This is a genomic window from Kitasatospora sp. NPDC127060, assembly GCF_042724935.1.
Classification (GTDB): Bacteria; Actinomycetota; Actinomycetes; order Streptomycetales; family Streptomycetaceae; genus Kitasatospora.
Genome location: NZ_JBHXEG010000052.1, coordinates 36,553 through 62,861 on the forward strand (window position 1 = coordinate 36,553; position 26,309 = coordinate 62,861).

The 26,309-nt window shown below is 72.3% G+C and carries 29 protein-coding genes; 15 read left to right on the top strand and 14 right to left on the bottom strand.

The window, feature by feature from the left end:
• Window positions 1-52: 52 nt before the first annotated feature.
• The gene (locus tag ACFWIS_RS25815; protein ID WP_380457783.1) at window positions 53-679 is read left to right on the top strand and encodes a hypothetical protein; all 627 of its coding nucleotides are present in this window, start codon (window positions 53-55) and stop codon (window positions 677-679) included.
• 75 nt (window positions 680-754) lie between these two features.
• Here ACFWIS_RS25815 and ACFWIS_RS25820 read toward each other — a convergent pair whose 3' ends face one another.
• The 7 genes from ACFWIS_RS25820 to ACFWIS_RS25850 form a co-directional block, all read right to left on the bottom strand.
• Entirely contained in the window at window positions 755-1,117 is a 363-nt protein-coding gene (locus tag ACFWIS_RS25820; RefSeq protein ID WP_380457781.1) for a peptidoglycan-binding protein, read from the bottom strand.
• 155 nt (window positions 1,118-1,272) lie between these two features.
• A complete protein-coding gene (locus tag ACFWIS_RS25825) occupies window positions 1,273-2,160 on the bottom strand; it encodes an NAD-dependent epimerase/dehydratase family protein (RefSeq protein WP_380457780.1) in 888 nt (295 codons plus the stop codon).
• Window positions 2,161-2,162: 2 nt separating this feature from the next.
• Window positions 2,163-3,263: a cytochrome P450 gene (locus ACFWIS_RS25830; RefSeq protein ID WP_380457778.1), complete on the bottom strand. Its 1,101-nt coding sequence runs from the start codon at window positions 3,261-3,263 to the stop codon at window positions 2,163-2,165.
• Window positions 3,260-4,729: an AMP-binding protein gene (locus ACFWIS_RS25835; RefSeq protein WP_380457776.1), complete on the bottom strand. Its 1,470-nt coding sequence runs from the start codon at window positions 4,727-4,729 to the stop codon at window positions 3,260-3,262. Before ACFWIS_RS25835 ends, ACFWIS_RS25830 begins: the two co-directional genes overlap by 4 nt.
• Before the next feature lie 70 nt (window positions 4,730-4,799).
• Window positions 4,800-5,540, bottom strand: a complete 741-nt coding sequence (locus tag ACFWIS_RS25840) for a glycosyltransferase family A protein (protein ID WP_380457774.1) — start codon at window positions 5,538-5,540, stop codon at window positions 4,800-4,802.
• Window positions 5,537-6,550 carry a 3-oxoacyl-ACP synthase III family protein gene (locus tag ACFWIS_RS25845; RefSeq protein WP_380457772.1) on the bottom strand — a complete coding sequence of 338 codons (1,014 nt, stop codon included), beginning with the start codon at window positions 6,548-6,550 and terminating at the stop codon, window positions 5,537-5,539. Before ACFWIS_RS25845 ends, ACFWIS_RS25840 begins: the two co-directional genes overlap by 4 nt.
• Window positions 6,551-6,704: 154 nt before the next feature.
• A complete protein-coding gene (locus ACFWIS_RS25850; protein ID WP_380457770.1) occupies window positions 6,705-7,424 on the bottom strand; it encodes a ricin-type beta-trefoil lectin domain protein in 720 nt (239 codons plus the stop codon).
• 275 nt (window positions 7,425-7,699) lie between these two features.
• Between ACFWIS_RS25850 and ACFWIS_RS25855 the strand changes: the two genes are divergently transcribed.
• Window positions 7,700-8,551, top strand: coding sequence for a PIG-L family deacetylase (locus tag ACFWIS_RS25855; protein WP_380457768.1), 852 nt, complete (start codon window positions 7,700-7,702; stop codon window positions 8,549-8,551).
• A gap of 186 nt (window positions 8,552-8,737) precedes the next feature.
• On the opposite strand, the gene ACFWIS_RS25860 is transcribed toward ACFWIS_RS25855, so the two are convergent.
• Entirely contained in the window at window positions 8,738-9,442 is a 705-nt protein-coding gene (locus ACFWIS_RS25860; protein ID WP_380457766.1) for a G1 family glutamic endopeptidase, read from the bottom strand.
• Window positions 9,443-9,636: 194 nt separating this feature from the next.
• Here ACFWIS_RS25860 and ACFWIS_RS25865 point away from each other — a divergent pair, with 194 nt between their 5' ends.
• The 3 genes from ACFWIS_RS25865 (at window position 9,637) to ACFWIS_RS25875 (ending at window position 13,110) form a co-directional block, all read left to right on the top strand.
• Window positions 9,637-10,590 carry a LuxR C-terminal-related transcriptional regulator gene (locus ACFWIS_RS25865; protein ID WP_380457764.1) on the top strand — a complete coding sequence of 318 codons (954 nt, stop codon included), beginning with the start codon at window positions 9,637-9,639 and terminating at the stop codon, window positions 10,588-10,590.
• 223 nt (window positions 10,591-10,813) lie between these two features.
• On the top strand, window positions 10,814-12,217 hold the full coding sequence (locus tag ACFWIS_RS25870; protein WP_380457762.1) for a uracil-xanthine permease family protein: 1,404 nt from the start codon (window positions 10,814-10,816) through the stop codon (window positions 12,215-12,217).
• 149 nt (window positions 12,218-12,366) lie between these two features.
• Window positions 12,367-13,110, top strand: a complete 744-nt coding sequence (locus ACFWIS_RS25875; protein WP_380457760.1) for a heparin lyase I family protein — start codon at window positions 12,367-12,369, stop codon at window positions 13,108-13,110.
• A 57-nt stretch (window positions 13,111-13,167) separates the two neighbouring features.
• Here ACFWIS_RS25875 and ACFWIS_RS25880 read toward each other — a convergent pair whose 3' ends face one another.
• From ACFWIS_RS25880 to ACFWIS_RS25900, 5 genes are all read right to left on the bottom strand, one after another.
• Window positions 13,168-14,364, bottom strand: a complete 1,197-nt coding sequence (locus ACFWIS_RS25880) for an MFS transporter (protein ID WP_380524005.1) — start codon at window positions 14,362-14,364, stop codon at window positions 13,168-13,170.
• A gap of 87 nt (window positions 14,365-14,451) precedes the next feature.
• A complete protein-coding gene (locus tag ACFWIS_RS25885) occupies window positions 14,452-14,658 on the bottom strand; it encodes a DUF397 domain-containing protein (RefSeq protein WP_380457757.1) in 207 nt (68 codons plus the stop codon).
• Window positions 14,659-14,669: 11 nt separating this feature from the next.
• Window positions 14,670-14,882, bottom strand: a complete 213-nt coding sequence (locus ACFWIS_RS25890) for a DUF397 domain-containing protein (protein ID WP_380457755.1) — start codon at window positions 14,880-14,882, stop codon at window positions 14,670-14,672.
• A 10-nt stretch (window positions 14,883-14,892) separates the two neighbouring features.
• Complete coding sequence (locus ACFWIS_RS25895) at window positions 14,893-15,090, bottom strand: DUF397 domain-containing protein (RefSeq protein WP_380457753.1); 198 nt, start codon at window positions 15,088-15,090, stop codon at window positions 14,893-14,895.
• Window positions 15,083-15,874 (bottom strand): helix-turn-helix domain-containing protein, encoded by a 792-nt coding sequence (locus ACFWIS_RS25900; protein ID WP_380457751.1) that lies wholly within the window; start codon window positions 15,872-15,874, stop codon window positions 15,083-15,085. The genes ACFWIS_RS25895 and ACFWIS_RS25900 overlap by 8 nt, the downstream gene beginning before the upstream one ends.
• Window positions 15,875-16,055: 181 nt before the next feature.
• Between ACFWIS_RS25900 and ACFWIS_RS25905 the strand changes: the two genes are divergently transcribed.
• From ACFWIS_RS25905 to ACFWIS_RS25935, 7 genes are all read left to right on the top strand, one after another.
• A complete protein-coding gene (locus ACFWIS_RS25905) occupies window positions 16,056-16,301 on the top strand; it encodes a hypothetical protein (protein ID WP_380457749.1) in 246 nt (81 codons plus the stop codon).
• Between the two features lie 69 nt (window positions 16,302-16,370).
• Complete coding sequence (locus tag ACFWIS_RS25910; RefSeq protein WP_380457747.1) at window positions 16,371-16,862, top strand: NUDIX domain-containing protein; 492 nt, start codon at window positions 16,371-16,373, stop codon at window positions 16,860-16,862.
• A gap of 226 nt (window positions 16,863-17,088) precedes the next feature.
• Complete coding sequence (locus tag ACFWIS_RS25915; protein ID WP_380457831.1) at window positions 17,089-17,436, top strand: SseB family protein; 348 nt, start codon at window positions 17,089-17,091, stop codon at window positions 17,434-17,436.
• Window positions 17,429-18,001: a hypothetical protein gene (locus ACFWIS_RS25920; RefSeq protein WP_380457745.1), complete on the top strand. Its 573-nt coding sequence runs from the start codon at window positions 17,429-17,431 to the stop codon at window positions 17,999-18,001. The genes ACFWIS_RS25915 and ACFWIS_RS25920 overlap by 8 nt, the downstream gene beginning before the upstream one ends.
• 4 nt (window positions 18,002-18,005) lie before the next feature.
• A complete protein-coding gene (locus ACFWIS_RS25925) occupies window positions 18,006-20,321 on the top strand; it encodes a putative T7SS-secreted protein (protein WP_380457743.1) in 2,316 nt (771 codons plus the stop codon).
• A gap of 17 nt (window positions 20,322-20,338) precedes the next feature.
• Window positions 20,339-20,782 (top strand): hypothetical protein, encoded by a 444-nt coding sequence (locus tag ACFWIS_RS25930; RefSeq protein WP_380457741.1) that lies wholly within the window; start codon window positions 20,339-20,341, stop codon window positions 20,780-20,782.
• Window positions 20,783-21,148: 366 nt separating this feature from the next.
• Window positions 21,149-21,562: a hypothetical protein gene (locus tag ACFWIS_RS25935; protein WP_380457739.1), complete on the top strand. Its 414-nt coding sequence runs from the start codon at window positions 21,149-21,151 to the stop codon at window positions 21,560-21,562.
• 120 nt (window positions 21,563-21,682) lie between these two features.
• On the opposite strand, the gene ACFWIS_RS25940 is transcribed toward ACFWIS_RS25935, so the two are convergent.
• Window positions 21,683-22,483 (bottom strand): phosphatase PAP2 family protein, encoded by an 801-nt coding sequence (locus ACFWIS_RS25940; RefSeq protein WP_380457737.1) that lies wholly within the window; start codon window positions 22,481-22,483, stop codon window positions 21,683-21,685.
• A 418-nt stretch (window positions 22,484-22,901) separates the two neighbouring features.
• Here ACFWIS_RS25940 and ACFWIS_RS25945 point away from each other — a divergent pair, with 418 nt between their 5' ends.
• The 3 genes from ACFWIS_RS25945 (at window position 22,902) to ACFWIS_RS25955 (ending at window position 26,254) form a co-directional block, all read left to right on the top strand.
• Complete coding sequence (locus ACFWIS_RS25945; protein ID WP_380457735.1) at window positions 22,902-23,864, top strand: quinone oxidoreductase family protein; 963 nt, start codon at window positions 22,902-22,904, stop codon at window positions 23,862-23,864.
• A gap of 36 nt (window positions 23,865-23,900) precedes the next feature.
• On the top strand, window positions 23,901-24,527 hold the full coding sequence (locus ACFWIS_RS25950) for a TetR/AcrR family transcriptional regulator (RefSeq protein ID WP_380457733.1): 627 nt from the start codon (window positions 23,901-23,903) through the stop codon (window positions 24,525-24,527).
• A 329-nt stretch (window positions 24,528-24,856) separates the two neighbouring features.
• Window positions 24,857-26,254, top strand: a complete 1,398-nt coding sequence (locus ACFWIS_RS25955; protein ID WP_380457731.1) for an MFS transporter — start codon at window positions 24,857-24,859, stop codon at window positions 26,252-26,254.
• Window positions 26,255-26,309: the final 55 nt, after the last annotated feature.

Sequence of the window (26,309 nt, forward strand, 5' to 3'; positions counted from 1 at the left end):
GCGCACCGGGCGCGGGCATGATGCGGGGATGGGAAAGGGAATGGAAAAGGGGATGGGAAGGACGTTGGAGGCAGCGGCCGTCGGGGAGTTCGGCGCCCTGGGCGATCGGGCGTGGGACGTGCTGGTCCCCGCCCGGGCCGGCTACCTGGCCGGGGTCTCGCCGCACTACGACGAGGTCTTCGACGAGGTCGCGTTGCGGGCGCGGCGCAGCGGCAGTCTCGGGAAGGCCGATATCGCGGCGCTGGCGGTCTGGAAGCGGCTGACCGCGCGGACCCGGTGGGTGGCGGAGCTGATGGGCCTGCCCGACGGCCTGGTGCGGGCCGTCACCGGGCGGGCCGTCACGGCCGTCCGCGACACCGCCGTTGCGCGCGGTGAGGCGGCCCGGGCGGGGCGTCGCGTTCTCGCGGACCTGCCCGGTTTCGGGACCGGGGACGCGCTCGCCTCGGCCGTGCTGACGGCGGCGGCGCCCGACCGGATGGCGGTCTACGACCGCCGCGTCCAGGGCGCGCTGGACGCCCTCGGGCTCACCCTGACTTCCGCGCCGGGGCGGTACGGGCGGTACCTGCGGCTCCTGGACGACCTGCTGCGGCACGGCGGGGCGCGGGCGGAGGGCTGGACGGCCCGGGACGTCGACACCGCGCTGTACTGGGCCGGCGGCGACCCGCCGCCGCAGCCCTGACGGGGGCAGGGCATCCGGATGCCCTGCCCCCGTCGTGGTTTCTACCGGCCGGGCCGGACGGCCTGGCCACCGACCTCAGCAGTTGGGGTAGATGTCCTTGGAGCTCCACCAGTCCAGTGCGCCCCAGGTCGCCGGGCCGACCTCGCCGTCGACCTGGAGGTAGCCCAGGCAGGCCTGGAAGGTGCGGACGCGACCCAGGGTGTCGTTGCCGAAGACCCCGTCGATGGTGAGCTTGCCGTGGGTGTCGGGGTTGAGCGAGTAGTTGAGCTCGCACTGGAGCTCCTTGACGGCGTCGCCGGTGGCGCCGTACTTGAGCAGCGGCTCGCTGGTGCTCCAGTCGCCGCAGCGGGTGCCCGCGGCGTTGGCGGTGCCGGCGGTGGCGACCGTGCCGGCGAGCAGCAGGCCGGTGGCGGCCAGCCCGATGATGATCTTGCGCATGGATAACCCTCCCGTTGGCGTGCGCCCGTTCTGGCGGCGCAGCGTGTGCCTCGACCGTAGCCAGGTCCGATGCCCCAGCGGGGTATCCAATTGACCGCCGGATCTGTGGGCCAATCGGGCCGGACCGGGGGCAGGACGGGGGGTCAGGACGGGGGTCAGGGCCGGTAGTCGGCGAGGGTGTGGCGGGGGTGCCAGCCCTGCGCGCGGGCCCGGGCGAGGTCGAGGGCGACGCCTCGGGTGAGCAGGTCGACGGTGTAGGGGGTGAGGCCGGGCAGGCGGGTGGTGCGGGCGGCGAGGCGGGCGAGAGGGGTGGGGAGGTGGAGGATGCGGGCGGGGCGGTGGTGGGTGGTGAGGACGTGGCGCAGGGCGGTGTCGCGGCGGTAGGGGGCGGGGTCGGCGATGTTGTAGGCGCCGGGGGGCCAGGGCGGGGTGCCGGTGAGGCCGAGGGCGGTGAGGCAGGCGTCGGTGAGGTTGGCGACGGCGGTGAGGCTGAGCGGGATGTCGGGGCCGGGCAGGGGCAGCAGGCCGTGGCGGGCGCGGGCGAGCAGGGGTGGCAGCAGGTGGGGGTCGCCGGGGCCGTAGACGGCGCGCGGGCGCAGCACGACGGCGCCGGCGGCGAGGGCGTGGCGTTCGGCGGCGGCTTTGGTGCGGCCGTAGGCGTTGAGGTGGCCGCCGGTGGTGGGGTGGTCCTCGGTCAGGGGTGTGGTGGTGGTGCGCGGGTCGTAGACGCTGGCGCTGCTGACGTGGACCAGGGGGCGGCCGGCGGCGGCGCGCAGGACGCGCTGGGTGCCGGTGACGTTGACGGCGTGCTGGTGGGATTCGTCGGGGTGGCCGGGTGGCAGGTCGGTGACGGCGGCGGCGCAGTGGACGATGACGTCGGCGCCGGTGAAGTCGGGGTCGGTCTCGGTGGCGTCCCAGCGGAGGTGGCGGCCGGTGGGGCCGGGGCGACGGCCGTGGCAGGTGACGTCGAGGCCGAAGTGGGCTGCGGCGCGGGCGAGGTGGGCGCCGCAGAAGCCGGTGGCGCCGGTGATGGCGATGCGCATGGTCAGGGGGTTCCTCGGCGGACGGTGAGTTCGGCGTAGCCGGGCAGGGCGGCGTGGCGGTCGGCGCGGGAGCGCTGGACGCGGGGTTGGTGGGGGGCCAACGCGAGCAGGGTGTCGGCGAGTTGGGCGCGGGCGAGGGCGGCGCCGGGGCAGCCGTGGGGGCCGGCGCCGAAGACGGCCTGGGTGGCGGCCGGGTCGGCGGGCGGGGTGCGGTGGTGGGCGCGGGCGGCGTGGCGGGCGATGAGGATGAGCCGGTCGCCGGCCCGGACGGGGTGTCCGGCGAGGGTGGCGTCGTCGGCGGCGGCTCTGGGCAGCAGGGGTGAGGGGGCGGTCAGGCGCAGGAGTTCGGCGGCGAGGGCGGATGCGGTGGTCTCGTCGACGGCGGGCCACAGGCGGGTGTCGGCGCACCAGGCGACGGCCCTGGGCAGGGCGGCGACGGTGGTGTTGACGGCGGCGACGGCGAGCATGGCGGCCTGGGGGTCGGGCAGCAGGGCGGTGAGGCGGGCGGCGGCCTCGGTGGCCGTACCGCGGTGGCGTCGGCGGGGGCCGGGCAGGTGGTCGCGGGCGGCGTGGGCGGCGGCTTGCCGTGCGGCGTGGGCGAGTTGACTGGGCCGGGCGTCGCATCCGGTCAGGGCTGCGGCGGTGGTGCCGGCCAATTCGGCGGCGAGGTCGACGAGTTCGAGGGTGCCGTCGGCCAGCGTGGGGACGCGTTCGGCGAGGACGGCCTGCCAGAGCGGGCGCAGCCGGTGCAGGGCGGTGGTGCCCAGGTCGGTGGCGAGGGCGCGGCGGGCGGTGCGGTGGTCGTCGCCGTCCTGGTCGAACAGCAGTCCTCGGCCTGCCAGTTGGGAGGCGGCGGCGCCGGTGGTGCCGGGTGCGGTGCGGTGCAGGGGGACGCGGGTGAGGGCTTCGCGGTAGGCGTCGGGGTGGTGGACCAGCAGGGTGCGGCCCAGGCGTAGGACGGGGCGGTGGCGGGTGGCGCAGAGCAGGGTGAACAGGAGGGGGTGGCTGCGCAGGTAGACGGTGCGGTCGCGGCGCCGGGCCCGGCGGGAGGAGGCGAGGGAGGCGGTGAGGTCGCAGGCGAAGGTCGGGACAGGGGCGCTCATCGGGTCAACTCCCGGGCGCAGTGGGCGGATGCGGCGGCCCGGTCGGGTTTGCGGGAGCGGCCGGCGAGCGGGACGGTGCCGAACAGGACGGCGTCGGGGCGGGCGGCGCCCATCCGCTCCAGCGGGACGGCCAGTCGGGTGCGCAGGTGCCGCGGGTCGGTGCCGGGGGCTGGTTGGACGAGGGCGACGAGCCGTTCGTCGCCGTGGCCGTCGGGGACGCCGACGAGCAGGGCGAGTTCGACGCCGGGGATGTGCAGGGCGGGTTCGTACAGGCCGGGGTAGATGTTGCGGGCGCCGCGCAGCACCATGTCCTTGAGGCGGCCGGCCAGGACGATCCGGCCGTCGGGGGTGAGGGTGGCGCGGTCGCCGGTGCGGATCCAGGGGTCGGGTTCCTGGCCGAGGTAGCGGTGGCGGGCGCCGGGGCCGGTGAGGTGGAGTTCGCCGTCGTCGGCGAGGTGGGTGCGGATGCCGGGCAGGGGGTGGCCGACGAGGTCGCCGTCGCCGGTGTGGGCGCTCTTGTCGTGCTCCTCGACGGCGGCGGCGGGGAAGAGTTCGGTGAGGGCGTAGACGCTCCAGGCCTGGTCGGCGCCGGCCGCTTTGGCGCGGCGCAGCAGGGCGGCGTCGGCGGGGGCGGAGCCGGTCCACAGGGTGCCGGTGAGGCGGGCGCCGGCGGTGAGGGCGGTGCGTAGCTGGGGTGGGGTGAGGTAGGTGTGGGCGGGGGTCAGGCGGGTGAGCTGGCGGGCGAGGGCGGTGGGGGTGCGGGCGGGCAGGGCGACGGTGGCGCCGGCGGCCAGGGCGGGGGCGAGGACGAAGAAGGTGCCGCCGAGGACGGTGCTGGCGGGCCGGGGCCGGACGAGGTCGGCGACGGTGTGCAGGCCGGCGGTGAGGCTGGCGTGGGTGTGGACGACGGCGCGGGGGCGGGCGGTGGTGCCGGAGGTGAAGACGATGACGGCGTCGGCGTCGGGGTCGTGGGGGCGGGGCGGTACGGGGGTGGTGGCGGGGCGCAGGCGGGGTGCGCAGCCGGGCAGGCGGCGGCCGAGGGTGGCGACCGGGCCGAGGGTGTGCAGGCGGGGCAGGTGCAGGTCGGCGCGGCGGGCCAGGGGTGCGGCCCAGCCGGCGGCGGCCTGGGCGGCGGCGTCGGCGAGGATGAGGCCGGGGGCGGCGAGGGTGAGGTGGGCGGCGAGGACGTCGGGGCCGGTGGTGGGGTCGAGGACGGCGATGCGCAGGCCGAGGCGGTGGGCGGCGAGCAGGACGGCGAGGGCGCGGGGGCCCGGGCGCAGGGCGAGGCCGAGGGTGGTTCCGGGGGTGAGGCGGCGGGCGTGCAGGGCGGCGGCGTAGCCGTCGGCGAGGTCGGCGAGGTCGCTGCGGCGGATCCGGGTGCGGGTGGTGCCGGTGCGGGTGTGCTGCAGGACGGCGGGGCGGTCGGGGTGGTGGGTGCGCAGGGCGTGGGTGAGCTGGTCGAGCACGGCGGGGTCCCCCTTCCGGAGACACGGCGGGTTCAGCGGACGTCGGCGGGTTCAGCGGACGTCGGCGGGTTCAGCGGACGTCGGCGGGGCGGGGGCCGGCCCCGCGTTCGAGGTACCAGCGGGCGGTGCCGAGGACGCCGTAGGCGCGGATGCGGCGGGTGGAGTTCTGCACGACCATGTCGCGGCGGCTGACGATGGCGGTGGTGTGGCGGCGGACCTGGTTGAGGAAGGCCCGGTCGGTGGGTGAGGGGCGGCGGGGCATGCCGCCGACGGCCTGGTAGAGCTCGGCGGTGACGGCCATGTTGTTGCCGGCGTGCATCCGGTAGGGGGTCAGGTAGCCGTGGCGGCGGTGGTGGGCGGGGCGGATGCGGCCGAAGAGGGCGCCGAGGGCCACCAGGGCGCGGAAGACGGCGCGTCCGGCGGGTCCGTGTTCGTCGCGGCGGGCGGTGACGCGGCCGCAGACGAGTGCGTGGCCGGCGAGCAGGGCGGCGCGGGCGGCGGCGGTCCAGCCGGGTTCGGGCAGGCAGTCGGCGTCGGTGCGGGCGAGCAGGGTGGCGCCGTGGGCGATGGCGTGGCGGAAGGCGGTGTCGACGGCGCTGCCGACGCCCTTCTCGGGTTCGACCAGGACGTGGACCGGGAAGGGGGCGTGGTCGGCGAAGGCGCGGACGGTGGCGAGGGTGGCGTCGGTGGAGCCGTTGTCGGCGACCAGGAGGGTGAAGTCGCGGTCGCGTTGGGCGGCGAGGGCGCGCAGGGCGCCGCCGATGCGGGCTTCCTCCTGGTAGGCGGGGATGATCACCCACAACTGGTTCACGAGGCCTCCCAGACCATGGTCATCAGGCTGACGCCGCCGCCCAGGCCGATCAGCAGCACCCGCTCCCCCGGCGCCAACTGCCTTCGTATTCGGTCGAGTTGGACTCCGAGGGTGGCACTGGCGATGTTGCCGAGTTCGGGCACGGTGAGGACCAGGCGGTCGGCGGGCACGCCGGTGAGTTCGACGAAGCGCTCCAGGTAGGGGACGGTCACCTGGTGGACCAGCACCCGGGCGTAGTCGTCCCAGCCGAGGCCGGTGCGTTCGGCGAGGGCGGCCAGCGCGGCGGGGCCGATCTGTTCGAAGACGCCGCGCAACTCCTTGCCGCCGCCGCGGAAGTAGCTGTACTCGTCGCCGCGCGGGTGGCGTGAGCCGCCGCCGGGGATGCCGCCGGCCTGCCAGTGTTCGGAGGCGGTGACGGCGGCGATGTCGAGGATGCCGCCGCGCTCGACCGGTTCGACGACGACGGCGGCGCCGGCGTCGCCGAAGGTGTAGCCGGCGAAGCCCTCGCGCAGGGTGGCGGCGTCGGCGGGGTCGCGGCGCATGGCGCGGCTGGGGGTCTCGCCGGTGACGACCAGGGCGCGGCGGGCGCGGCCGGCCAGGATCATGGCGCGGGCCAGGTCGATCCCGTTGAGGAAGCTGTTGCAGGCGTTGCTGACGTCCAGGGCGTGGGCGCGGGTGCCGAGTTCGGCCTGGACGATGTGGGCGGTGGCGGGTTCGCAGATGTCCCGGGTGGCGGAGGCGTACAGCAGCAGGTCGACGTCGTGGGGGTGCAGGCCGCCGGCGGCCAGGGCGCGGCGGGCGGCGGCGGTGGCGAGGGTGGAGGCGTACTCGTCGTCGGCGGCGAAGTGGCGGGTGCGGATGCCGGTGGCCTTCTCCAGCATCCGTTCGGGCAGGGCGAGTCCGGTGCCGGCGGCGATCTCGTCCTGGAGCTGTCGGGAGGTGAGCCGGCGGGCGGGCAGGTGGGAGCCGGCGGCGGTGATGCCGATCCTCGGGGTCGCTGCTGGGTGCATGGCCCCATGCTGGGGCGGACGAGCCGGGGCCCACCTGAGTACGGGTACTCAGGTGGGCCCGGGCGGATACCCGTTCGGGTGGTGCGGGCTACCCGGGCGGGTGCGGGTGCCGGTCCCGTACGGGGGACGGGGCCGGCGCCGTACGGGGAGGGCCTCAGGGGGTGAGGACCCACTTCTGGTTGGCCAGGCCGTTGCAGTCCCAGATGCCCAGCCGGGCGCGGTTGGAGCTGTCGAAGCCGAGTTCGTCCAGGCACTTGCCGGTGAGCACGTTCTTGAGCGAGCCGTCGGGCTGCGGGAGCCACTGCTCGCCGGCGCTGCCCACGCAGTCGTAGATCTCGACCTTGGTGCCGTTGGGGCTGTCGGCGCTGCCCCACACCACGTTCAGGCACATGCCCAGGCCGCGTACGGAGTTGTCGACGCCCAGGGTCCACCACTGGGCGCCGGTGCCGTTGCAGTCGTAGACCTGCACGGGGGTGCCCTTGTTGGTGCTGCCGCTGGCGATGTCCATGCACTTGCCGCCGTAGCCGACCAGGCGGCCCTGCTGCCCCTGCATGCCGATGACGACCGGCTCGATGGTCTTGGTGGCGTAGTGGCCGGGGTTGCAGTAGGCGACGGAGGAGCCGTTGCCGGTGACGATGGTGCCGTTGACCCAGTACGTGTACGGCGTGTTGCCGACGATGTAGAGGCAGACGGCCTGGGCCCGCCAGATGGTGCCGTTGGGCACGTTGCCGCAGTAGGCGGAGGCGACCGGGCCGCTGTGGGTGGTGGAGCACTGGCCCGGGGAGTCGGCGTGGGCGGCGGAGGGCAGGACGGCGACGCCCACCAGGGCGAGCAGGCTGGTGAGCAGGGCCGCGAGGGTTCGTCGCAGGCGCATGTGAGGGTCCCTTCCGAGTCGACGGGGCCCAACCGGTGGTGTGGATCGTGTGGTTGGTGCCGCCCAGCGTGGGCGATGAGCCGATGAGGCGTCAACTGTTGTGAATGGGTTGTCTGGAAACGATTCATGTCAGCTTTCGGCTGCGGTGCGGTCGGCGCTGCGGCCGGCGTCCGCCGTGAACGGGGCCCGGGGCGGGCCGCCGGGGGCCGACGGCCGGGTGTCACACCCGCCAGGCACACTGGGTGCGGACACCCGAGCGAACCGAGGACTGAACCATGGCCGACCGGCCCCTGACGTTGATGGCAGTGCACGCCCACCCCGACGACGAGGCCACCGGCACCGGCGGCGTCCTCGCCCGCTACGCCGCCGAGGGCATCCGCACCGTCCTGGTCACCTGCACCGACGGCGCCTGCGGCGACGGCCCCGGCGGCACCAAGCCCGGCGAGGACGGGCACGACCCGGCCGCGGTGGCCGCCCTGCGCCGCAAGGAGCTGGAGGCCAGCTGCCGGGTCCTGGGCATCGACCACCTCGAAACGCTCGACTACGGCGACTCCGGGATGATGGGCTGGGCCGCCAACGACGCCCCCGGCTCGTTCTGGAGCACCCCCGTCGCCGACGGCGCCGCCCGCCTGGCCGAACTGCTGCACCACTACCGGCCGGACGTCGTCGTCACCTACGACGAGAACGGCTTCTACGGCCACCCCGACCACATCCAGGCCAACCGCATCACCATGGCCGCCCTGGAGCTGGCCCCCGACCTGGCCGCCAAGGTGTACTGGACCACCGCGCCGCACTCGGCGATGAAGCGCTTCGGCGAGGCCATGCGGGAGTTCGGCACCGACTGGGACGCGCCCGCGCAGCCCGACGGCGAGAGTGCCCCGGCCCCCGAGCTGCCCCCGATCGGGCTGCCGGACGAGGAGGTCACCACCTGGGTGGACACCCGCGCCTGGGGCGGCCAGAAGTACGACGCGCTGGCCGCCCACGCCAGCCAGGGCGAGAACATCTTCTTCCTGCGGATGGGCAAGGAGCGCTTCACCGAGCTGATGGGCACCGAGACCTTCGTCCGGGTCCGCGACACCACCGGCGCGGCCCTGCCGGAGCAGGACCTCTTCGCCGGCCTGCGCTGACCCTGGCGCCCCTCCGACCCGGGCGCCTGACCCGGGCACCCGCCTCACCCGACCGCCGGACGGGTCGGGTGCGGCGGGCGGCGGGCGGCGGTGCGCCCCCCGGCGTGCGCGTCCGCCCCGGTCCGTAGCGGGTACGGGCCGGGGCGGGTGGGGCGGGCCGCAGCGGGCGGGGCGGGCGGAGCCGGATCAGGCGGGGACGATGGCGAAGGCGCCGTTGCTGAGCGAAGTCTCGGTGTACTGGCCGCTGTTGATGGCCTGCGGGGAGTAGCTGTCGAAGACCTGGCCGTTGACGGTGACGCCGGAGAAGTCCAGGCGGTCGAAGGACGGGTAGCTCTGGCTCGGGGACTCTATGACGGCCTCGGCGCTGACGTTCTGTCCGTCGAGCTGCTGGGTGGTGTTCTCGCTCCAGCCCTTGGTGGTGTCGGTGATCTGCAGGGTGTAGCTGGAGCCGCCGCTGTTGACGACGGAGGCGGTGAAGCTGTCGCCGGCGTCCACCGGGTCGTTGAAGTACTGCGGCGGGGCCGGGTACATCTCGTACCAGGCGGAGTAGACCGGGGAGCCGCTGGAGCAGTCGACCTGGACGCCGGTCTGTTCGACGGTCTGCGAGCCGTAGCCGTCGATGCCGACCCAGGGGGCGAACAGGTCGTTGGAGGAGTTGCACTGGACGGTGGGCATGGTCCAGGAGCCGGAGACGCTCTGGAAGCCGTTGCCCTGGGCGACGTATCCGCCCCAGACACCGCCGTCGTAGCGGGCTCCGTGGCCGTAGCGGTGGGCGCCGTGGGTGTGGCCGGCGTGGGTGGGGGCGGCGCTGGCCGCGGGGGCGGCGAGGCCGGCGGCCGGCAGGGCCAGCAGGGCGGCGAGCGCGAGGCGGCCGACGCGGGAAAGGGCCATGGAGGGCTCCTTGACTGGACGTTGTGGGGGTGCCGCCCAGCTTGGTGGCGCCGCGGCGGGGCCGGGAAGGGAGCCGTGGGGACCGGAACCCGACATGGCGTAAACATGTCAAGCGGTCAACCTCTTGATTTCGGCCACCGGGTGGCGCACAGTCGCTCTGATCCGCTGGCGGTGCAGGACGCGAGGAGGGTGTCGTGCCGGGGACGGGCATGCTCGCCGGACTCGGGCTCGGCGCGCTGGAGGAGCAGCTCTACCTGCGGTTGCTGGGCCTGCCGGCCGCCGAACCGCAGTGGCTGGCGGCGCAGTTGAACCTGCGGGCGTCCATCGTGGTGGCCACGCTGGCGGTGCTGGCCGAACTGGGGCTGGTGGAGGCGTGCGCGGCGGGGGCCTGGGCGGCGGTGCCGCCGGACGTGGCGCTGGAGGAGTTGCTGCTGCGGCGCGAGGTGGAGCTGCGGCGCGCCCGGGGCCGGATCGGCGAGTTGATGCGCGCCTACCGGCAGGGCCGCCCGGACGCGGAGGCGACCGGGCCGGTGGAGGTGATCAGCGGGCGCCGCTCGATCGCCGACCTGTGGCGCACCCTGCAACTGGGGGTGCGCGAGCGGGTGCGGGTGCTGGACCGGCCGCCGTACGTACGGCGCTCCGATCCGCAGACCGAACTGGCGCTGCTGGGGCGGGGCGTGGCGACCCGGGTGGTGTACCACAGCCGGGTGCTGCGCGATCCGGAGCGGCTGGCGGAGATCCGGGCCTTCACGGCGGCCGGGGAGCAGGCCCGGGTGCACACCGAAGTGCCGCTGAAGCTGGCCCTGTTGGACGACCGGTGGGCACTGCTGCCGGTGAGTGCGGGCACCGAGCTGGAGAGCGTGCTGCTGATCCGCCCCTCGACCCTGCTGGAGGCGCTGGCGGGGCTGTTCGAGCTGTACTGGGCGCACGCGATGCGCCTGCCGGAGCCGTCCGAGGAGCCGCCGGAGGACCGGCACCGGCAGCTGCTGACGCTGCTGGCCGCCGGGCTCACCGACGAGTCGATCGCCCGGCAGCTGGGGGTGTCGACCCGTACGGTGCAGCGCTGGGTGCGGGAGCTGATGGATCGCTTCGGCGCCCGCACCCGGTTCCAGGCGGGCATCCAGGCGGCCCGGGCGGAGCTGCTGTGAACCTCCGTCAGGTGGGCGGGGCGAGCAGCTGGCCTGGACACCTGGATGCACGAACTCAAGACCGCCGCCGAGGACTGCCGCTGACCGCCCGTCACCCCTCCCCCGGCCCGCTCCCCCGCGCGACTGCGCAGGTCAGGAGCGGGGCCGGTGGCGCATGGAAGGCCGGATGACCACGAGAATGGTGCGGACGGTCCCCCGAAAGTTTCAGAGAAGGAACCCCCACATGGATCTCGGCGTGCGCTGGAAGCTGCACGGTGACGGGCGGACGCCCGCACCGGGAGCGGTCGTCCGCCCCGACGAACGGCTCTCCTGGCCCCGTACGGCAGGGCTCGGCGCCCAGCACGTGGTGGCCATGTTCGGCGCCAGCTTCGTCGCCCCGGTGCTGATGGGGCTGGACCCCAACCTGGCGATCATGATGTCCGGCGTCTCGACCGTGATCTTCCTGCTGGCCACCCGCGGCCGGATCCCCAGCTACCTCGGCTGCTCGCTGTCCTTCGTCGGGGTCGCCGCGGTGATCCGGGCCCAGGGCGGCACCAGCGCGACGGTGACCGGCGCGGTGCTCGTGGTGGGCGCGGCGCTGTTCCTGGTGGGCCTGGCGGTGCAGTACTTCGGGGCCCGGATCATCCACGCGGCGATGCCGCCGATCGTCACCGGCGCCGTCGTCATGCTGATCGGCTTCAACCTCGCCCCGGTGACCGCCTCGACCTACTGGCCGCAGGACCAGTGGACGGCGCTGCTGGTGATGCTGTTCACCGGCCTCGCGGTGGTGTGCCTGCGCGGCTTCTGGTCACGGGTGGCGATCTTCCTCGGACTGGTCTTCGGCTACGGGATCTCCTGGGTCTTCGACCGGGTCTTCGGCAAGATCCACTCCGTGGACGCCGGCGGGCACCTGACCGACCACTGGCGCCTGGACCTCTCCGGCGTCGGCAAGGCCGACTGGATCGGCCTGCCCACCTTCCACGGCCCCTCCTTCCAGTGGTCCGCGATCCTGGTCGCACTGCCCGTGGTGATCGCCCTGGTCGCGGAGAACGCCGGGCACGTCAAGGCCGTCGGCGAGATGACCGGGGCGAACTTGGACGACAAGCTGGGCACCGCGATCTCCGCGGACGGCGTCGGCTCGATGCTCTCCACCGCGCTCGGCGGCCCGCCCAACACCACGTACTCCGAGAACATCGGCGTCATGGCCGCCACCCGGGTCTACTCCACCGCCGCCTACTGGGCCGCGGCCGGCTTCGCCCTGCTGTTCGGCGTCTGCCCGAAGTTCGGCGCCGTGGTGGCCGCGATCCCCGGCGGGGTGCTCGGCGGCATCACCGTCATCCTGTACGGCATGATCGGCCTGCTCGGCGCGCAGATCTGGATCAAGTCCGGGGTGGACCTGCGCAACCCGCTGAACCTGGTGCCGGCCGCCGCGGGCATCATCATCGGCATCGGCAACGTGACGCTGGAGTTCACCGACACCTTCAGCCTCAGCGGCATCGCCCTGGGCACCCTGGTCGTCATCACCGGCTACCACACGCTGCGGGCACTGTCCCCCGCGCACCTCAGGACCCAGGAGCCGCTGCTGGACGAGGGCACGTCCTCGTACGACGAGCCGTCCGGGGGCGAGGGGGAACGGCACGCGCCGTAGCCGTGGTTCAGGGCAGGCGGAACTGACCCGAACATGTCCGGAAGATACTTCCGCCGGCCGTTCCGCCTGGTCAGCAGGGCCGTCGGGTGGTCGAATCACAAGTAGCGATTCCGACCACCCGATCCCCCGCGATTCCCCCCGGGAGAGGCATGTCCCTTCTGCCCCACCACCGCAAGCTCGCCGTCGGGGCCCTGGCCCTCGCCACGTTCGCGATCTCCTGCGGCTCGGCCACCGCCAGCACCTCCACCGCCGCTCCCGCGGCAGGGAAGGTCCTGTGGACCCCGAACACCAAGACCGGCCCGACGTCCTTCCCCGGCGGCATCCAGTGCGCCGCCCCCAGCAGCTTCGGCGTCGTCAAGGACCCGGCCAAGGGCAGCGTGTGGAAGGCGTTCCAGGCCGCGAACCAGGAGCGGTGCGAGACGGTCGGCCCCGACCTGAAGCAGGGCGACACCTTCTACCTGGGCTGGTCGTCCAAGGTGGACATCAAGGACGACAACAGCCGGTACGTCTTCCAGCTCAAGTGCTCGCCCAGCGAAGGCACGGCCAACCACCCGATCGAGATCGACATCACCAACAACCGGGTGCGCCTCCAGGAGTGGGACACCGACCACGTGGCGCACCCGCTGTGGACGGCGCCGGTGAAGAACGGCGAGTGGCACGCCTACGCGCTGAAGATCCACCTGGGGCGCACGGACGGCACCATCGACTTCTGGTTCGACGGCAAGAAGCAGACGTTCGGCACGGGTTCGGGCACCTTCAAGGGCACCACCTGGGACGGCGACCGCAACTACCTCAAGTGGGGCTCCTACCACCCCTCCTCGGGCGACGCGACGAACACGTTCACCAGCCCGGTGATGGCCACCACCCTGGAGACGGCCACCGCCGGCTCGTAGGGGACGCCCGCAGGCCCTGACCCCGGCCGCCGGGTACGCCCCGGCGGCCGGGAGTCGTCAGCGGACCCTGGCGACGCGGGCCGCCGCCACGGCCACCAGCAGCCCCAGACCGACGCAGGACGCGCAGACGAGGAACATCGTCCGGTACCCGGTGGCCTCGGCGACCAGCCCGAGGGAGCCGCTGCCGGCGGCCAGGCCCACGGTGAAGCAGGCCCCGAAGGTCGACAGCGCCGTGGCACGCCGGCGCTCGTCGACCGAGCGCACCACGAACAGGCCCAGCACCGGGTAGATCTGCCACATGCCGACCCCGGTGAGCACACCGCCGACCACGCCCAGACCGAGGCCGTTCGACAGCCCGATGAGCGCGACCCCCAGGGCCTCGACGACGAACAGGGCGGCGAGCGCCACCGGTCGCGTGGCCTCCCAGCGGATCCAGGTGCTCGCCACCCGCAGCAGCACCACGGTCAGGGAGTACGCGGTGACCACGGCCGCTCCCCCGGCGACACCGAGGGCGTCGAACTTCGCGACCGCGAAGCCGGAGACGGCCGCGAAGCCGAACGCGGTGAAGACCAGTGCGATGCTGGGCAGCACGGTGCCCAGCAGCGCCCGGCCCCGGTCGATTCCGGCCGCCTGCTTCTCCTTCGGGGGCAGACGCACCTCGGGCACGGACAGGGCGATGGGGATGACGGGCAGGGCGAGCAGCCCGGCGATCACGAACGTGGCCGTCGTGCCCACCAGGTGCTCGATCAGTGAACCCAGCGGAGCGCCCAGGCCGATGGCCACGTAGATGACGGTGCCGCTCAGCCCCAGCGCCCAGCTCTGCCGGTCCTTGGCGACGAGTTGGACGGGCCAGACCCCGGTCGCGGCCAGCATGACGCCCATGCCGATGCCCACCAGCATGCGCAGGCCGATGAGTTCGGCGGTCGACCCGGCGAGCGGGTAGCAGACGGTGGCGAGCACGGTGAGGATCGCGCCGCCGATGGTCAGGGCCCGGGCGCCGAGGCGGTTCATCAGCGCGCCCGACACCGGGCGGGCCAGCAGCGCGGTCAGCGCGTACCCGCCGACGACCGCGCCGACTTCGGCGGGGCCGCCGTGGAGTCGATTTGTGACGAGGCCGGGCAGGATCGGGATGGTCAGGGCGAACGGCATGTAGCCGATGCCGCTGGCCAGCGATATCAGCAGGGCGTGCCGTACGGATCGCTTGTCGGTGGTCTCGGCAGCAGGCTGCTCCAGCTGCTCGGTCTGCACGCGCACAGGTTTCACTCCCCCAGATTCACGAACCCCCTCACCCGTGCGGTGCGAAGGCCCGGACCGCAGCGGCTGCGGCCCGGGCCCACTGTTTCAGATGTCGCCGAACTGGCCGCTGCGGACGGCGGCGACGAACGACGCCCAGGCCTCGGCCGGGAAGACCAGGGCCGGTCCGTTGGGGTCCTTCGAGTCACGGACCCTGCCGGGGTGCGCGTCATCTACCTCGATGCAGCCGCCCTGCCCGTTGCTGTAGGTGCTCTTGCGCCACGCGGCGTTGGACAAGTCTGCGGAGGGGATCATGACGGCCCTTTTCAGATGTCGCCGAACTCGCCGCCGCGCACGGCAGCGACGAACGATGCCCAGGCCTCGGACGGGAAGACGAGGGCCGGCCCGTTGGGGTCCTTGGAATCGCGGACGGGAGCCAGGCCGGGGAAGTTCGGAGCCACCTCGACGCAGGATCCGCCATTGTTGCTGTAGGAGGACTTGAACCACTGGGCCTCGGACAGATCTACGCGGTCAGCCATGATGCTCCTATCAGACTTCACCGAACTCACCGCTGCGGACAGCGGCGACGAATGACTTCCACGCCTCGGGCGGGAAGACGAGGGCCGGGCCCTGAGGGTCCTTGGAGTCACGGACTCTGCCCGGGCGCGCATCGTCCACCTCGATGCAGCCGCCCCCACCGTTGCTGTAGGTACTCTTGCGCCACTTGACGCCCGTTGGGTCATGCATGGTCCAGTTCCTTCCGTGCCTCCCGGATCATGGCCAAACTGTCCGGCTGGCTGAGCGCGTTGACCTGGAGTCGATCGTATCTATCGACCCATCGGGCCACCGTCTCGGCATCCTGTTCCAGGTATCCACGTTGCAGTGTCTCCGTATATCCGACCAGGGCCCGATTCGGCAGGGTCAGAAGCGTGACGGGGTGGGACAGCGGTCGATCCTCGGCGAGGCGGTACGGGGCAACCTGGATGATCACGTTCGGGAGCTCGCTCAGACTCTCCAGGTGGGAGAGCTGCCTGACCATGATCTCCCGGCCGCCGATCGGGCGACGCAGGGCTCCCTCATCCAGAACAGCATGGACCGTCGTGCCCCGGGCCAGCATGAGTTGACGTTGGGCCAGCAAGCCGAGCCTCCCGTCGGCTTGCTCCCGGGTCGCTTCGCCGCGTCGGACAATGCCGGCTTCGTAAGCTGCGCTGTAGTCCGGGTGCTGAAGTATGCCCGACACCATATCCGTGTCGAACAGCCTGGCTGTGATCGCTTCGCGTTCTCGGCGGAGGTACTCGGAGAACCCAGGCAACAGGGCACCGTTCTTCCAGCTCCACCACAGCCCCGTCAGAGCGCCACCGGCATCGAGGGCAGCGTCCACCCGCTCTACGAACTTTAAAGACGGAGCTTGTTTGGCTCGCTCCACATTCGAGATATAGACGTTGGAGTACCCGACTCGCTTGCCGAGTTCGATCTGCGTCATCCCTTTGGCCTGACGTGACCTGCTGATTTGAACCGCCAGAGCTTCCAAGGGAGATGACGTTGGGTCAAGTGTGCGACGAACCAAGATCGCCTTCTTTAAAATCCGCTGGACTAGAGATTTGAAACTCTTCCGATCCTAGAGGAGGCTGAGCCACCCTGGTAGTCATTCGGTCACCGACCGAAGTCATTCGCCAGGGCAGCACTGCGCACGTCTCCCATGGAGCCCCCCCATGCCCAACGGTCAGAACTTCCCACCCCCCTTCCAACTGCACGAAGTGGTGCAGGACTTCAGCATCCTGGAGGCTGGAAAGCCGCGCGAGGGGGTCTTCGTGGAGGTGCTGCTCGGCAAAGCCGTTCTCCGACCCCTCGGGGCGACCGGACCCGAGTGGCGGGTCGACCAGTCCCTCCTCCGATCCCTCGCACCCCGGGAGACCGCACCTGGGACCTGCGGGAATCCGCGCCGCCGACCGCAGTGACCATCGAACACTGAACCATCGAACACTGAACCACCGACCCCTGGAGCAGAGTTGAGCAGCATCCGCCTCATGAGCCGTCCGCCCGCCCGCCGTTCGGGCCAGCAGGTGTTCGTCCTGCGCGAGGACCCCGACGGGTCGGGCGAGCTCCTCGTCCTCCTGGTCGACCCCGCCTACCGGGACGGCATGACCCTGCCCGGTGGCAGCGCCGAGCAGGACGAGCTCCCCCACCTCGCCGCCCGGCGGCACCTCGAAACGGAGACCGGGCTCGTCCTCCCCCTCCGCACGATCCTCACCATCGACTACGTCCCCGCCTCGCGATTCCCCGAGGGCGTCAACTTCGTCTACGCCGGCGGCCTGCTCTCCCACCGCCAAGCCGAGGCCGTCCACCGCCACCAGCCGCCGCCGGACATCCGCGGCCTCCACTGGGTCTCCCAGTCCGGGCTGTGCGAGGTCATGGCGGACGACCAGTGCCGCCGCGTCGAGGACGCCTGGGACGCCTGGGACCACGGCGCCGGCCTCCCGCTCCTCATCCAGGGCGTCCCGATCGCGGTCGGCCGATGAGGGCCCGGGGCCTGCGATGAGAACTTGCCGTTGCCGTAGAGGGGCTCATGCCGACGACGGGGTGTCCTTCACGCGCGGCCGAGGCCCTCGCGGGTCGGTAGCACTCTGTTCGAAAGTGCGTGCGCTAAGGTGTCGGGGGTTCCGTGAGCAGGGGGTGACGGTGCGTAATACGGGCTTGGTGCACCAGGTTCGGATGTTGCGGGCGGGGGCCGGGGATCCGTTGGTGATGGTGGCGCAGTTTCGGCTCAGCGCCGTACTGGTGCCGTTGTGGGGCGATGAGGCGGTGTGGACGGCGGACGAGGGGGGTCTGCGGTGGGTCTTCGCGTTCTCGTCCGAGGAGGAGCTGGCGGCCTTCGTGCACTCGAAGGGGCTGCCGCTGGACGGGTTCCCGTACCTGACGGTGCTCGGTAGCCGGTTGTTGGATGTGGCGGTGCCGGGTCTCGGTGTTCCCGGGGGGATCGCGCTGGATGTGGCGGGGAAGGAGCCGATGCTCTTTCCACCGGTGCGGGGGATCGTGCCGGATGAGGTGGCTCTGGACGGGCCGGGGATGACGGGGGGTGTGGGCGTTGGGTGAGGGTTACCAGGCGGATCCCGAGGCGTTGAAGCTGGTGGCGGACGGCCTGACCGGGGTGATCGCCGAGTTGAAGTCGATCGGCATCGCCGGGATGGCGGAGGGCGGTAGCGGTTTCACCGAGCTGGAGCTGGGCGGGATGGATGCCGGCGACTCCGAACTGTCCGTGACGTTCGGGGAGTTCTGCGAGCGCTGGAGCTGGGCGGTCAGGTCGCTGGTGGTGAAGGGGTCCGACATGGCGAACCGGGTGGGCCTGGCGGCCGGCACCTACTACGAGCAGGAGCAGTACGCGAGCGGGCTGTCGAAGGACGTCGTGGCCGGTGTGTTCGGCAACCCTCACTTGACCGAAGAGCAGGTCGAGCACCGGTCGTGGTCTCAGACCTGGGCCGACAACCCGATCAACGACATCATGCACCCGGACTACTCCGGCGAGTCGTTCGACAAAGCCGAAGTCGACATCAAGCAGCAGTGGAAGAAGGTGGCCCAGGACGCCGTCCAGAAGCCCGGCATGGTCAACATGACGCTGAACGCGACGGTCGGCCCCGTCCCGCCTGCTGCGGAGAAGTGACGTCGTGGGATTTCTCGGAGATGCGCTGGACTTCGTCGACGGTGCCGTCGACAGCGGGACGAAGGTGGTTGCCAAGGGCCTGCAGAAGGGCGGGCACCTGGCAGGGGAGGCACTCGACGCGGCCGGCCTGCACGGCGCCGGGCAGACCGTCAGCGGCTGGGGCGACGACATCGCCGACGACGCCGGCCTCAAGGTCAAGGAACGCAACCTCGACCAGAGCGACGACCCGGCAGAACTGCTGCACGGCGACGCCAAGAAGCTGAACGAAGTCGCCGGACACCTGCAGAAGTTCCACGACGCGTTCGACAAGGCCGGCCAGGGCCTGACCCGTCTGGACACCGACCACTGGACCGGAGAGGCCGCCGACAACTTCCGCCGGGACTTCGACCCCCAGCCCAAGCAGTGGCTCGCGGCAGCGGACTCCTTCGCGAAGGCCGGCACCGCCCTGACCGCCTACGCCCACACCGTCGGCTGGGCCCAGGACCAGGCCAAGGACGCCGTCAGGATCTGGAAGGAGGCGCAGAAGAAGACGGACGCCGCCGCGAAATCCTTCATGAACGACGCGATGACGTACGACCTGCGCCTCAAGGCGTACAACGCGACACCCGCCGAACAGCGCCAGGGTGACCCGCCGGCCGACCCCGGCACATTCACGCCCCCTGCGGACGCGGTCGCCCAGTTCAAGGAGGCCGAGGCCAAGCTGGACGCAGCCCGCACCCAGCGCGACTCCGCCGCCCGCACCGCGCTGGCGGCGATCAAGGCGCTCGTGGAGTCCGCCCCGGCGATGCCGAGCCGCACGGAGATCCTCAAGGCCGAAGTGATGGACACCGCGACGTCCGTCCCGCAGCTCGTCATCCACTTCGGCGGCGGCATCGTCAAGAGCGCCGTCGACCTGAACAAGCTCCTGCGCAGCGTGAACCCGATCGACCCGTACAACGCCACCCACCCCGCCGAGTACGCCACAGGCCTGTCCGGCCTCCTGGCCGGTCTGTCCGGCTCCGCCAACAACCCCGTCGAGGCCGTCAAGGGCCTCGTCGGCAGCGGCTGGGGATCCGACCCCGCCGAAGCCGGCGGCAAACTCTTCGGCAACCTGCTGCTCGCCCCCGAAACCGGCGGCGGCAGCGTCGCCGCCACCGCCGCCGAACGTGAAGCCGTCGCCGTGGCAGAGAATGCGGCCAAGAACACCGCCAAGGAAGCGGCCGAGAACACCGCCAAAGAGGCAACTGAGAATGCCGCCAAGGAGACGGCGCACAAGCCAGTCACCCCGTCGACCGAATCGGCCGCCCTTCCTGATGTTTCGACGGCCAAGAACACGGCACAGGATGCGGCCGGAGCCCCGACCGGTGGCGCCGCGAATATTCCGTCTCAGAAAGTCCCCCACCCGGTTCAGCCTTCACCGGATCCTCTGCCGGCATCTCCCCAGCACCCAGAATTCGTAACCGGCCCGGTCAAACCCGCAGGGACGCACCCGCCCGGCAGCCCGCCCCTGGAATCGGGTACCGCTCACGGGAGCGACGCGCCCTGGGCGGAAACTCCGAAACACAGCGACACGGAGGCCCACGCCAGCGGCGCTGCAGATCAAACAGCCGCTCACGACAGCCAGAGTGCCGACGGTACTCCTGCGGCGGCAGAATCCGCCGGCGATGCCTCCACCGTCAAGAGTGGCCAGGACACAGCCGCCCCCGGCGGCGTGCACATGCCCGCAGACGATTTCAACCGGCTGATGCCGGAGGACCAGATGAAGGTCGCCTGGGCGGAAACCTCCCAGGGGGCGAGAACGTTCAAAAACAACTTCGAGGCCCAGGAGTACGGCGCCGACTACTGGAACCAATACGCAACAAACCTCCCCGAGTCCCAGAGGAATGCGGTATGGGACTACACGGGGGACGACCCATATACCAGCTACAAAGCCACGAATCCCTATCTGAGATCCGGCGGAGAAGCAACCCAGGACCTACTGGATAGAATTGCAGGAATTGATGGAGCACTGGCTGGACGCCCCATCCCAGAGCCTATTATGGTGAGTCGCGGAACCGACCTTTATCACATTCCCATGCGGCCAGATGAAATGGTTGGAGAGGTGTTCAGGGAGGATTCTTTCACATCGGCCTCGCTAGGTGGCAGCCCCTTCACCAACAACCAGGCCATGCTACACTTGAAGGTTCCTGCGGGAACACCCGGATTGTGGGTGGAAAAAGTATCACAATACGGCAGTGGCGAGCAGGAGATTCTACTCGGGCGCGGTATCAAGTGGCGCTGCGACCGTGTCGTCGTACCGGACCAAGGACCGTACCAAATTTACGGCGAAATTCTGCCTTGAGAGGATAGGTATTTGAAATGGGTGACGCCATGAGAAACCCGCGACTCGCTGAGGACATGCAGCTGCGAGTTCTGGAGGGCGGGCCAGCTCACTATGAATACTCGACGGACAAGCCGGTCGAGTACTTCACCGTCGCCGATGACAGTGGTCGCGTGCTCGGCTACATCTGGGGAAGCGACGCCGACGACGCTGCCGGATGGGTGGATCACCAAGCCGCCGGCCGCACGGCACTGCAGGCCGCCGGATACTGGGTCGCGAAGCTGCGAAACGCGAAATCCCGCGCGCTGCTTCCGACTCAAGCCCTCGACGAGTTGTCCGGGGTCACCGACGGCGGACGGGCCGGGCAAGCCGTTCGGGGCTCGCGCGGTACGGCGGCCAGCCTGCAAGTACTGCGCGAGCAGGCCCGCGAAGGGTGGGAACCGCCCGCACAGCCGGAGCCGCCTCGCGGACGTCGCCGCTGAGTTGCACGTGTGCCCCGTGGCCTCCCCCTCCGCGTGCGGGGTGGAGGCCACTGCCGTCTCCCCGGTCCGGTCCCTGTTCATTTTCTGGACCTGAGGGTCCATTTTCCCCTGCCTAACGTGCAGGACGTTCCCTCCGAACGAACCACACCGAGAGGCGGTATCCCCCGTGCACGCGATCCGGATCAAGGAGCACGGCAGCCCCGAGGTCATGCGCCGGACCGAACAGCCCGACCCCCCGCCCGGCCCCGGCGAGGTGCTGGTGCGGCCGGGCGCAGCGGGCGCCAACTACATGGACGTCGGAACCCGTTCGCAGGGCACCGGTGACTGGGCGGCGCCCGCCGTGCTGGGGGCCGAGGGCATGGGTACGTGTCCGCTTTCGGCCCAGAAGTGGGGACGCTGGCCGTCGGGGACCGGGTGGCCTGGTTCTACCACCCGGGAAGCTACGCCGAGGTGGTGGCGATCCCGGCCGCTTCCCTCGTCAGGGCGCCGGACGAGGTGGACGACAAGACGGCCGCCGGGCTGCCGAAGAAGTACCAGCGCGGGCGCCGGACCCTGATCCGCACCTACTCCGCTAGCGCGCATGTAACCCAGCCGGCCCTGACAGAGCAGGCGATCGTGGATGCCCAGCACCTGCTGAACGTCACGCTCCCCAGTTCCCTGCTCAACCAGTACTCGCCAAGTAGGCTGGCAAGAAGGGGTACGTCGACCACTGCACCGCCGTCCGCGTCGCCGCCGATGGCACGGCCAGGGCCGAACTGTCCGGCCCCGGAAGTGCACTGATGGAGCTGGACCAGCCGCTGCACCGGGCGATCGGCATCGGCGCGGTCACCACCTGGATCGCCACCCGTAAGGGCAGCCGGAAGTGAGACACGTCAGCAAAGCAGCGACAACGGAGCCCAGTCAGGACACCCCCGCCGGCCGCTGACCCGGCCGCGGCCGAACCGCCGCGGTGTACCAGACCAGGAGCGCGCACAGGAAGGCCGCCGCCGCGAAGACCAGCGGTCCCGCGACGGAGTCCTCCCGGGCGCCGGCGGCGAGCGCGCCGACTGCGGACAGGGCGAAGGCGACGGCCGGCAGCGCCCGGGGGCCTGGCGTGCCCTCCGGGGCGGCGGCCGACCGCGGCAGCAGCCGGGTCGCGAGGCTGTGGCAGGCGCAGCCCAGCAGTGTGGCCCCCAGCACGTCGCTGGGCCGGTGGTGGTAGAGGGCCTGGACCGCGCCGGCGGTGACGGCGAGCCACAGCATGCCGGCGGCGACGACGTAGGGGCGCAGGCGGGGGGAGGCGACGAGGGCGGCGCCGAGGACCAGTCCGACGGGGACGGCCGCGTGTCCGCTGGGGAAGCTCACCTCCGTGAGCATGGCGGGCGCGCCCACCAGGTCGGGGCGGGGCAGGACCGCCTTGCTGAGCACCTCGGTGCCCCCGAAGGTGGCCAGGACCACCCCGACCGCCGCGCAGCCCGCCCACCAGCACCGCCGCACCAGGGTGACGGCCACGATGAGCGCCGTGCCCACGACCAGGGTGGGCAGGGCGGTGAAGTCCAGCGGCGGCATGGCCCCCGAGTCGTACGTCGACCCCGACCAGTCGTAGATCCATGCCGGTTCGCCGCCGTTGTGGTTCATCAGGCCGTTCTCCGCCCGCTGCCCGAACGGGGTGCAGACGGCGATCAGGTAGACCGCCGCCAACCCGAGGATCCGCAGCAGCACAGGGGTCCATGGCCGTACCACCCGCGAAGGGCTCGACCCGGCCGGGGTTCCCGGAGCCGGGGTTCCCGGGGCCGGACCGGGGGCGTCCGGCCGGTGCGGGGCCTGGTCCGCGTGCTCTTGCCGGGTCATCGCCGTCCCTCCTCCGCGTCCCGGTGCGCGTACTCCGCGGTCCCGGGCCCGTCGTACCAGGCACCGCGGAGGCGGTCCTGACCGAGGACGTCCGCTCACCGGACAGCCCACTCAGTACAGGGGACGGATGCCAGGGATCGACGGGTTCACCGGCCGTTCCGCGCCGTCGACCCGAGGCGCTCCCCCACCGCCCCTGCCCGTCGATTCTGGACTTGTGGGTCCATTTTCGGCTGCCTAACGTGACGGACGTTCCCTCCCGAACGAACCCGCACAGGAAGGCGGTCACCCCATGCACGCGATCCGGATCGAGGAGCACGGCGGCCCCGAGGTCATGCGTTGGACCGAGCTGCCCGACCCCGTCCCCGGCCCCGGTGAGGTGCTGGTGCGTCTGGGCGCGGCCGGGGTCAACTACATGGACGTCGGCGCCCGTTCGCAGGGCACCGGCGGCTGGGCGGCCCCGGCGGTGCTGGGCGCCGAGGGCATGGGGTACGTCACCGCCCTCGGCGCGGGGGTGGCGAACCTGGCCGTCGGGGACCGGGTCGCCTGGTTCTACCACCCGGGCAGCTACGCCGAGTTGCTGGCGATCCCGGCCGCCTCGCTGGTCAGGGTCCCCGACGGGATCGACGACGAGACGGCCGCCGGGCTGCTGATGCAGGGCCTGACCGCCAACCACCTGAGCACCGAGACCTACCCGGTCGGCCCCGGCGACACCGCCGTGGTGCACGCCGCGGCCGGCGGGGTGGGCCTGCTGCTCACCCAGCTGGTCAAGGCCCGCGGCGGCGACGTCATCGGCCTGGTCTCGCGCGAGGAGAAGGCCGCCGCCGCGAAGGAGGCCGGCGCCGACCACGTGCTGGTCCACTCCGGCGCCGGCTTCGAGGAGCGGGTGCGGGAGCTGACCGGCGGCCGCGGGGCCGACGTCGTCTACGACGGCGGCGGCGCCGACACCTTCGCCTCCTCCCAGCTGGCCCTGCGCCCGCACGGCGTGCACGCCTACTACGGCCCCTTCATGGGCGTGCCCACCCTGCGCCCCACCGACCTGCCGAACAGCATCCTGCTGACCTACCCGGTGGTGCACCACCACGTCCCCACCCGCGAGGCCCTGGCGCGGCGCAGCGCCGAGGTGTTCGACCTGGTCCTGGACGGGCGGCTGACCCAGCGGGTCACCGGCCGCTACCCGCTGGCCGAGGCGGCCCGGGCGCACGCGGACCTGGAGTCGCGGCGCACCACCGGCAAGCTGGTGCTGCTGCCCTGACCGGGGCGAGGGACGGGACCGTGGGAGGGGAGACACATGACGCTGACCCGCAAGGGCGCCGCGACCAGGGCGCGCATCGTCGAGGGCGCGGCCGGTCAGATCCGTGAGGAGGGCGTGTTCGCGCTGCGGCTGGAGGACGTGATGGCCCGCACCGCGACCAGCAAGAGCCAGCTGTTCCACTACTTCCCCGGCGGCAAGGACGAGCTGCTGCTGGCGGTGGCCGGGCACGAGGCGGCGCGGGTGCTGGACGACCAGCAGCCGGAGCTGGGCGCGCTGACCACCTGGGCGGCCTGGCAGCGCTGGCGCGACAAGGTGGTGGCCCGCTACCGGGCCCAGGGCGTGAACTGTCCGCTGCACACGGCGCTGTCCCAGCTGGGCTCGACCACGGACGCGGCGCGGGCGGTGGCCGCGCGGCTGCTGGAGCAGTGGCAGGGGCAGCTGGCGGCGGGCATCCGCCACCTCCAGAGCAGCGGGGAGGTCTCCCGGGCCCTGGATGCGGACCGGGAGGCGGCGGCGCTGCTGGCCGGGGTGCAGGGCGGGGTGCTGATCCTGCTGACCACCGGCTCCACCACCCACCTGGAGGCGGCCCTGGACTCCGGTCTGGCCCGGCTGCGCGAGGCCCGTCCGCTCCCCCGTGGTCTGGACCGGAGCGCCGGAATGTGACGCGGGGCACGCCCGCAGGGGCTCCGGGTGAGAAGGGTCACCCGGGGCGCCCCGCCGGGCGGGCGGAGGGCGACAGGGCCCGCGAGGACTGGGCGGGAGGTAAACCGGCACGGGCGAAGGCCCTGTCCGCTTCGGGACCTTGGGCCCGAATCCGGCCGACCTTCGGCCCGGTGGTTCACCCTCCGTACCCGGGCAACCGTGGACGGTCGCCCGGTGTGACCGGGTGATGGTGCCGTCCAGCGTGGGCGGCGCCGTTCCCCCGCCGTCTACCCGGCGCACGGCACGCGTGTTCAGCGCGGCGCCGTACGTCCCGGAGGACCCCGAAGCCCATGTCCCAAACGATCGACAACGCCCCGTATACCGCCTTCCACCGCAGGCTGGCCCTGGCCTGTTCGGGTGGGCCGCTGCTCGACGGCTACATCCTGAGCATCGTCGGTGTCGCCCTGATCGGGATGCGCCCCGACCTGGGCCTGTCCACCGCGGAGGTCAGCCTGATCGGCGCCGCCGCCCTGGTGGGCATGTTCGTCGGCGGCGCCCTGTTCGGCGTGCTGACCGACAAGATCGGCCGGGAGGTGATGTACACCGCCGACCTGCTGGTGATGGTCGCCTGCTCGGTGCTCTCGTTCTGGGTCGACTCGGTGTGGGCGATCACCGTGCTGCGCTTCGTGCTCGGCATGGCCGTCGCCGCCGACTACCCGATCGCCACCTCCCTGCTCGCCGAGTGGCTGCCCGCCAAGAAGCGCGGGCGGCTGCTCGGTCAGCAGATCGTCGCCTGGTACGCCGGCTCGGTGCTCGCCTACGTGGTGGGCTACCTGTTCCTGGAGCTGGCCGGACCGGGCAGCTGGCGGTGGATGCTGGCCAGTTCCACCGTGCTGTGCGTGGTCTTCCTGGTGATCCGCCGCGGCTCCCCCGAGTCGCCGCGCTGGCTGGCCGCCAACGGACGGGTCGGCGACGCGGTGCGCGTGGTGGAGAAGCACCTCGGGGTACGGGTCGACGGCCGCGAGCTGATGCCCGACCCGGCCGAGCGCGCCCGCAGCGCCGCCGGACTGCGGCTGCTGATGACCCCGCCCTACCGGCGCCGCACCCTGTTCTGCGGCCTGTTCTTCCTCTGCCAGGTCGGCCCGCTGTTCGCGATGCTCACCTTCGGCCCGCAGATCCTGTCCTCCTTCGGCATGCCCGGCGGCACCGTGATGGAGACCCTGGGCACCGGCCTGATCAGCCTGGTCTTCCTGCTCGGCTGCTACCCGGCGCTGCGCCTGATCGACACCAGGGGCCGGCGTCCCGTCATCATCTGGTCCTTCGCGCTGATGACCGTCCCGCTGGCGCTGCTGGGGGTGTGGCCCACCGCGCCGGCCGCCGTCGCGCTGACCGCGCTGTGCGCGTACGCCTTCCTGTGCGGCGGGCCGAACGTGCTCGACTGGACCTACCCCAACGAGCTGTTCCCGACCGAGATCCGGGCCACCGCCGTGGGCGTGGCCACCTCGGTGAGCCGGATCGGCGCGGCGGTGGGCACCTACCTGCTGCCGCTGTCGCTGACCGGCCTGGGCACCGGCCCGACGATGCTGATCGCCGCCGGGACGACGGCGCTGGGCCTGCTGGTGTGCGTGCTGTGGGCGGAGGAGACCCGCGGTACGGCGCTGGGCGCCGCCCCGGCCGCGTCGGCCGGCCCGGGCGCGGCCGGGGCCCCGGGCGTCCCGGCGCAGCGGGTGGCGCAGACGGTGCGCTGACGGCTGGAGAACTGACGGCTCGACGGCGGCGGCGCCGTCCGGGGTGTTCCCGGGC

Bases quoted from the DNA above. Each gene is read 5' to 3' on its own strand.
- ACFWIS_RS25815 (WP_380457783.1), top strand. From the start codon at position 53: ATGGGAAGGACGTTGGAGGCAGCGGCCGTCGGGGAGTTCGGCGCCCTG.
- ACFWIS_RS25820 (WP_380457781.1), bottom strand. From the start codon at position 1,117: ATGCGCAAGATCATCATCGGGCTGGCCGCCACCGGCCTGCTGCTCGCC.
- ACFWIS_RS25825 (WP_380457780.1), bottom strand. From the start codon at position 2,160: ATGCGCATCGCCATCACCGGCGCCACCGGCTTCTGCGGCGCCCACCTC.
- ACFWIS_RS25830 (WP_380457778.1), bottom strand. From the start codon at position 3,263: ATGAGCGCCCCTGTCCCGACCTTCGCCTGCGACCTCACCGCCTCCCTC.
- ACFWIS_RS25845 (WP_380457772.1), bottom strand. From the start codon at position 6,550: ATGCACCCAGCAGCGACCCCGAGGATCGGCATCACCGCCGCCGGCTCC.
- ACFWIS_RS25850 (WP_380457770.1), bottom strand. From the start codon at position 7,424: ATGCGCCTGCGACGAACCCTCGCGGCCCTGCTCACCAGCCTGCTCGCC.
- ACFWIS_RS25855 (WP_380457768.1), top strand. From the start codon at position 7,700: ATGGCCGACCGGCCCCTGACGTTGATGGCAGTGCACGCCCACCCCGAC.
- ACFWIS_RS25860 (WP_380457766.1), bottom strand. From the start codon at position 9,442: ATGGCCCTTTCCCGCGTCGGCCGCCTCGCGCTCGCCGCCCTGCTGGCC.
- ACFWIS_RS25870 (WP_380457762.1), top strand. From the start codon at position 10,814: ATGGATCTCGGCGTGCGCTGGAAGCTGCACGGTGACGGGCGGACGCCC.
- ACFWIS_RS25875 (WP_380457760.1), top strand. From the start codon at position 12,367: ATGTCCCTTCTGCCCCACCACCGCAAGCTCGCCGTCGGGGCCCTGGCC.
- ACFWIS_RS25885 (WP_380457757.1), bottom strand. From the start codon at position 14,658: ATGATCCCCTCCGCAGACTTGTCCAACGCCGCGTGGCGCAAGAGCACC.
- ACFWIS_RS25890 (WP_380457755.1), bottom strand. From the start codon at position 14,882: ATGGCTGACCGCGTAGATCTGTCCGAGGCCCAGTGGTTCAAGTCCTCC.
- ACFWIS_RS25895 (WP_380457753.1), bottom strand. From the start codon at position 15,090: ATGCATGACCCAACGGGCGTCAAGTGGCGCAAGAGTACCTACAGCAAC.
- ACFWIS_RS25905 (WP_380457749.1), top strand. From the start codon at position 16,056: ATGCCCAACGGTCAGAACTTCCCACCCCCCTTCCAACTGCACGAAGTG.
- ACFWIS_RS25910 (WP_380457747.1), top strand. From the start codon at position 16,371: ATGAGCCGTCCGCCCGCCCGCCGTTCGGGCCAGCAGGTGTTCGTCCTG.
- ACFWIS_RS25915 (WP_380457831.1), top strand. From the start codon at position 17,089: ATGGTGGCGCAGTTTCGGCTCAGCGCCGTACTGGTGCCGTTGTGGGGC.
- ACFWIS_RS25930 (WP_380457741.1), top strand. From the start codon at position 20,339: ATGGGTGACGCCATGAGAAACCCGCGACTCGCTGAGGACATGCAGCTG.
- ACFWIS_RS25945 (WP_380457735.1), top strand. From the start codon at position 22,902: ATGCACGCGATCCGGATCGAGGAGCACGGCGGCCCCGAGGTCATGCGT.
- ACFWIS_RS25950 (WP_380457733.1), top strand. From the start codon at position 23,901: ATGACGCTGACCCGCAAGGGCGCCGCGACCAGGGCGCGCATCGTCGAG.
- ACFWIS_RS25955 (WP_380457731.1), top strand. From the start codon at position 24,857: ATGTCCCAAACGATCGACAACGCCCCGTATACCGCCTTCCACCGCAGG.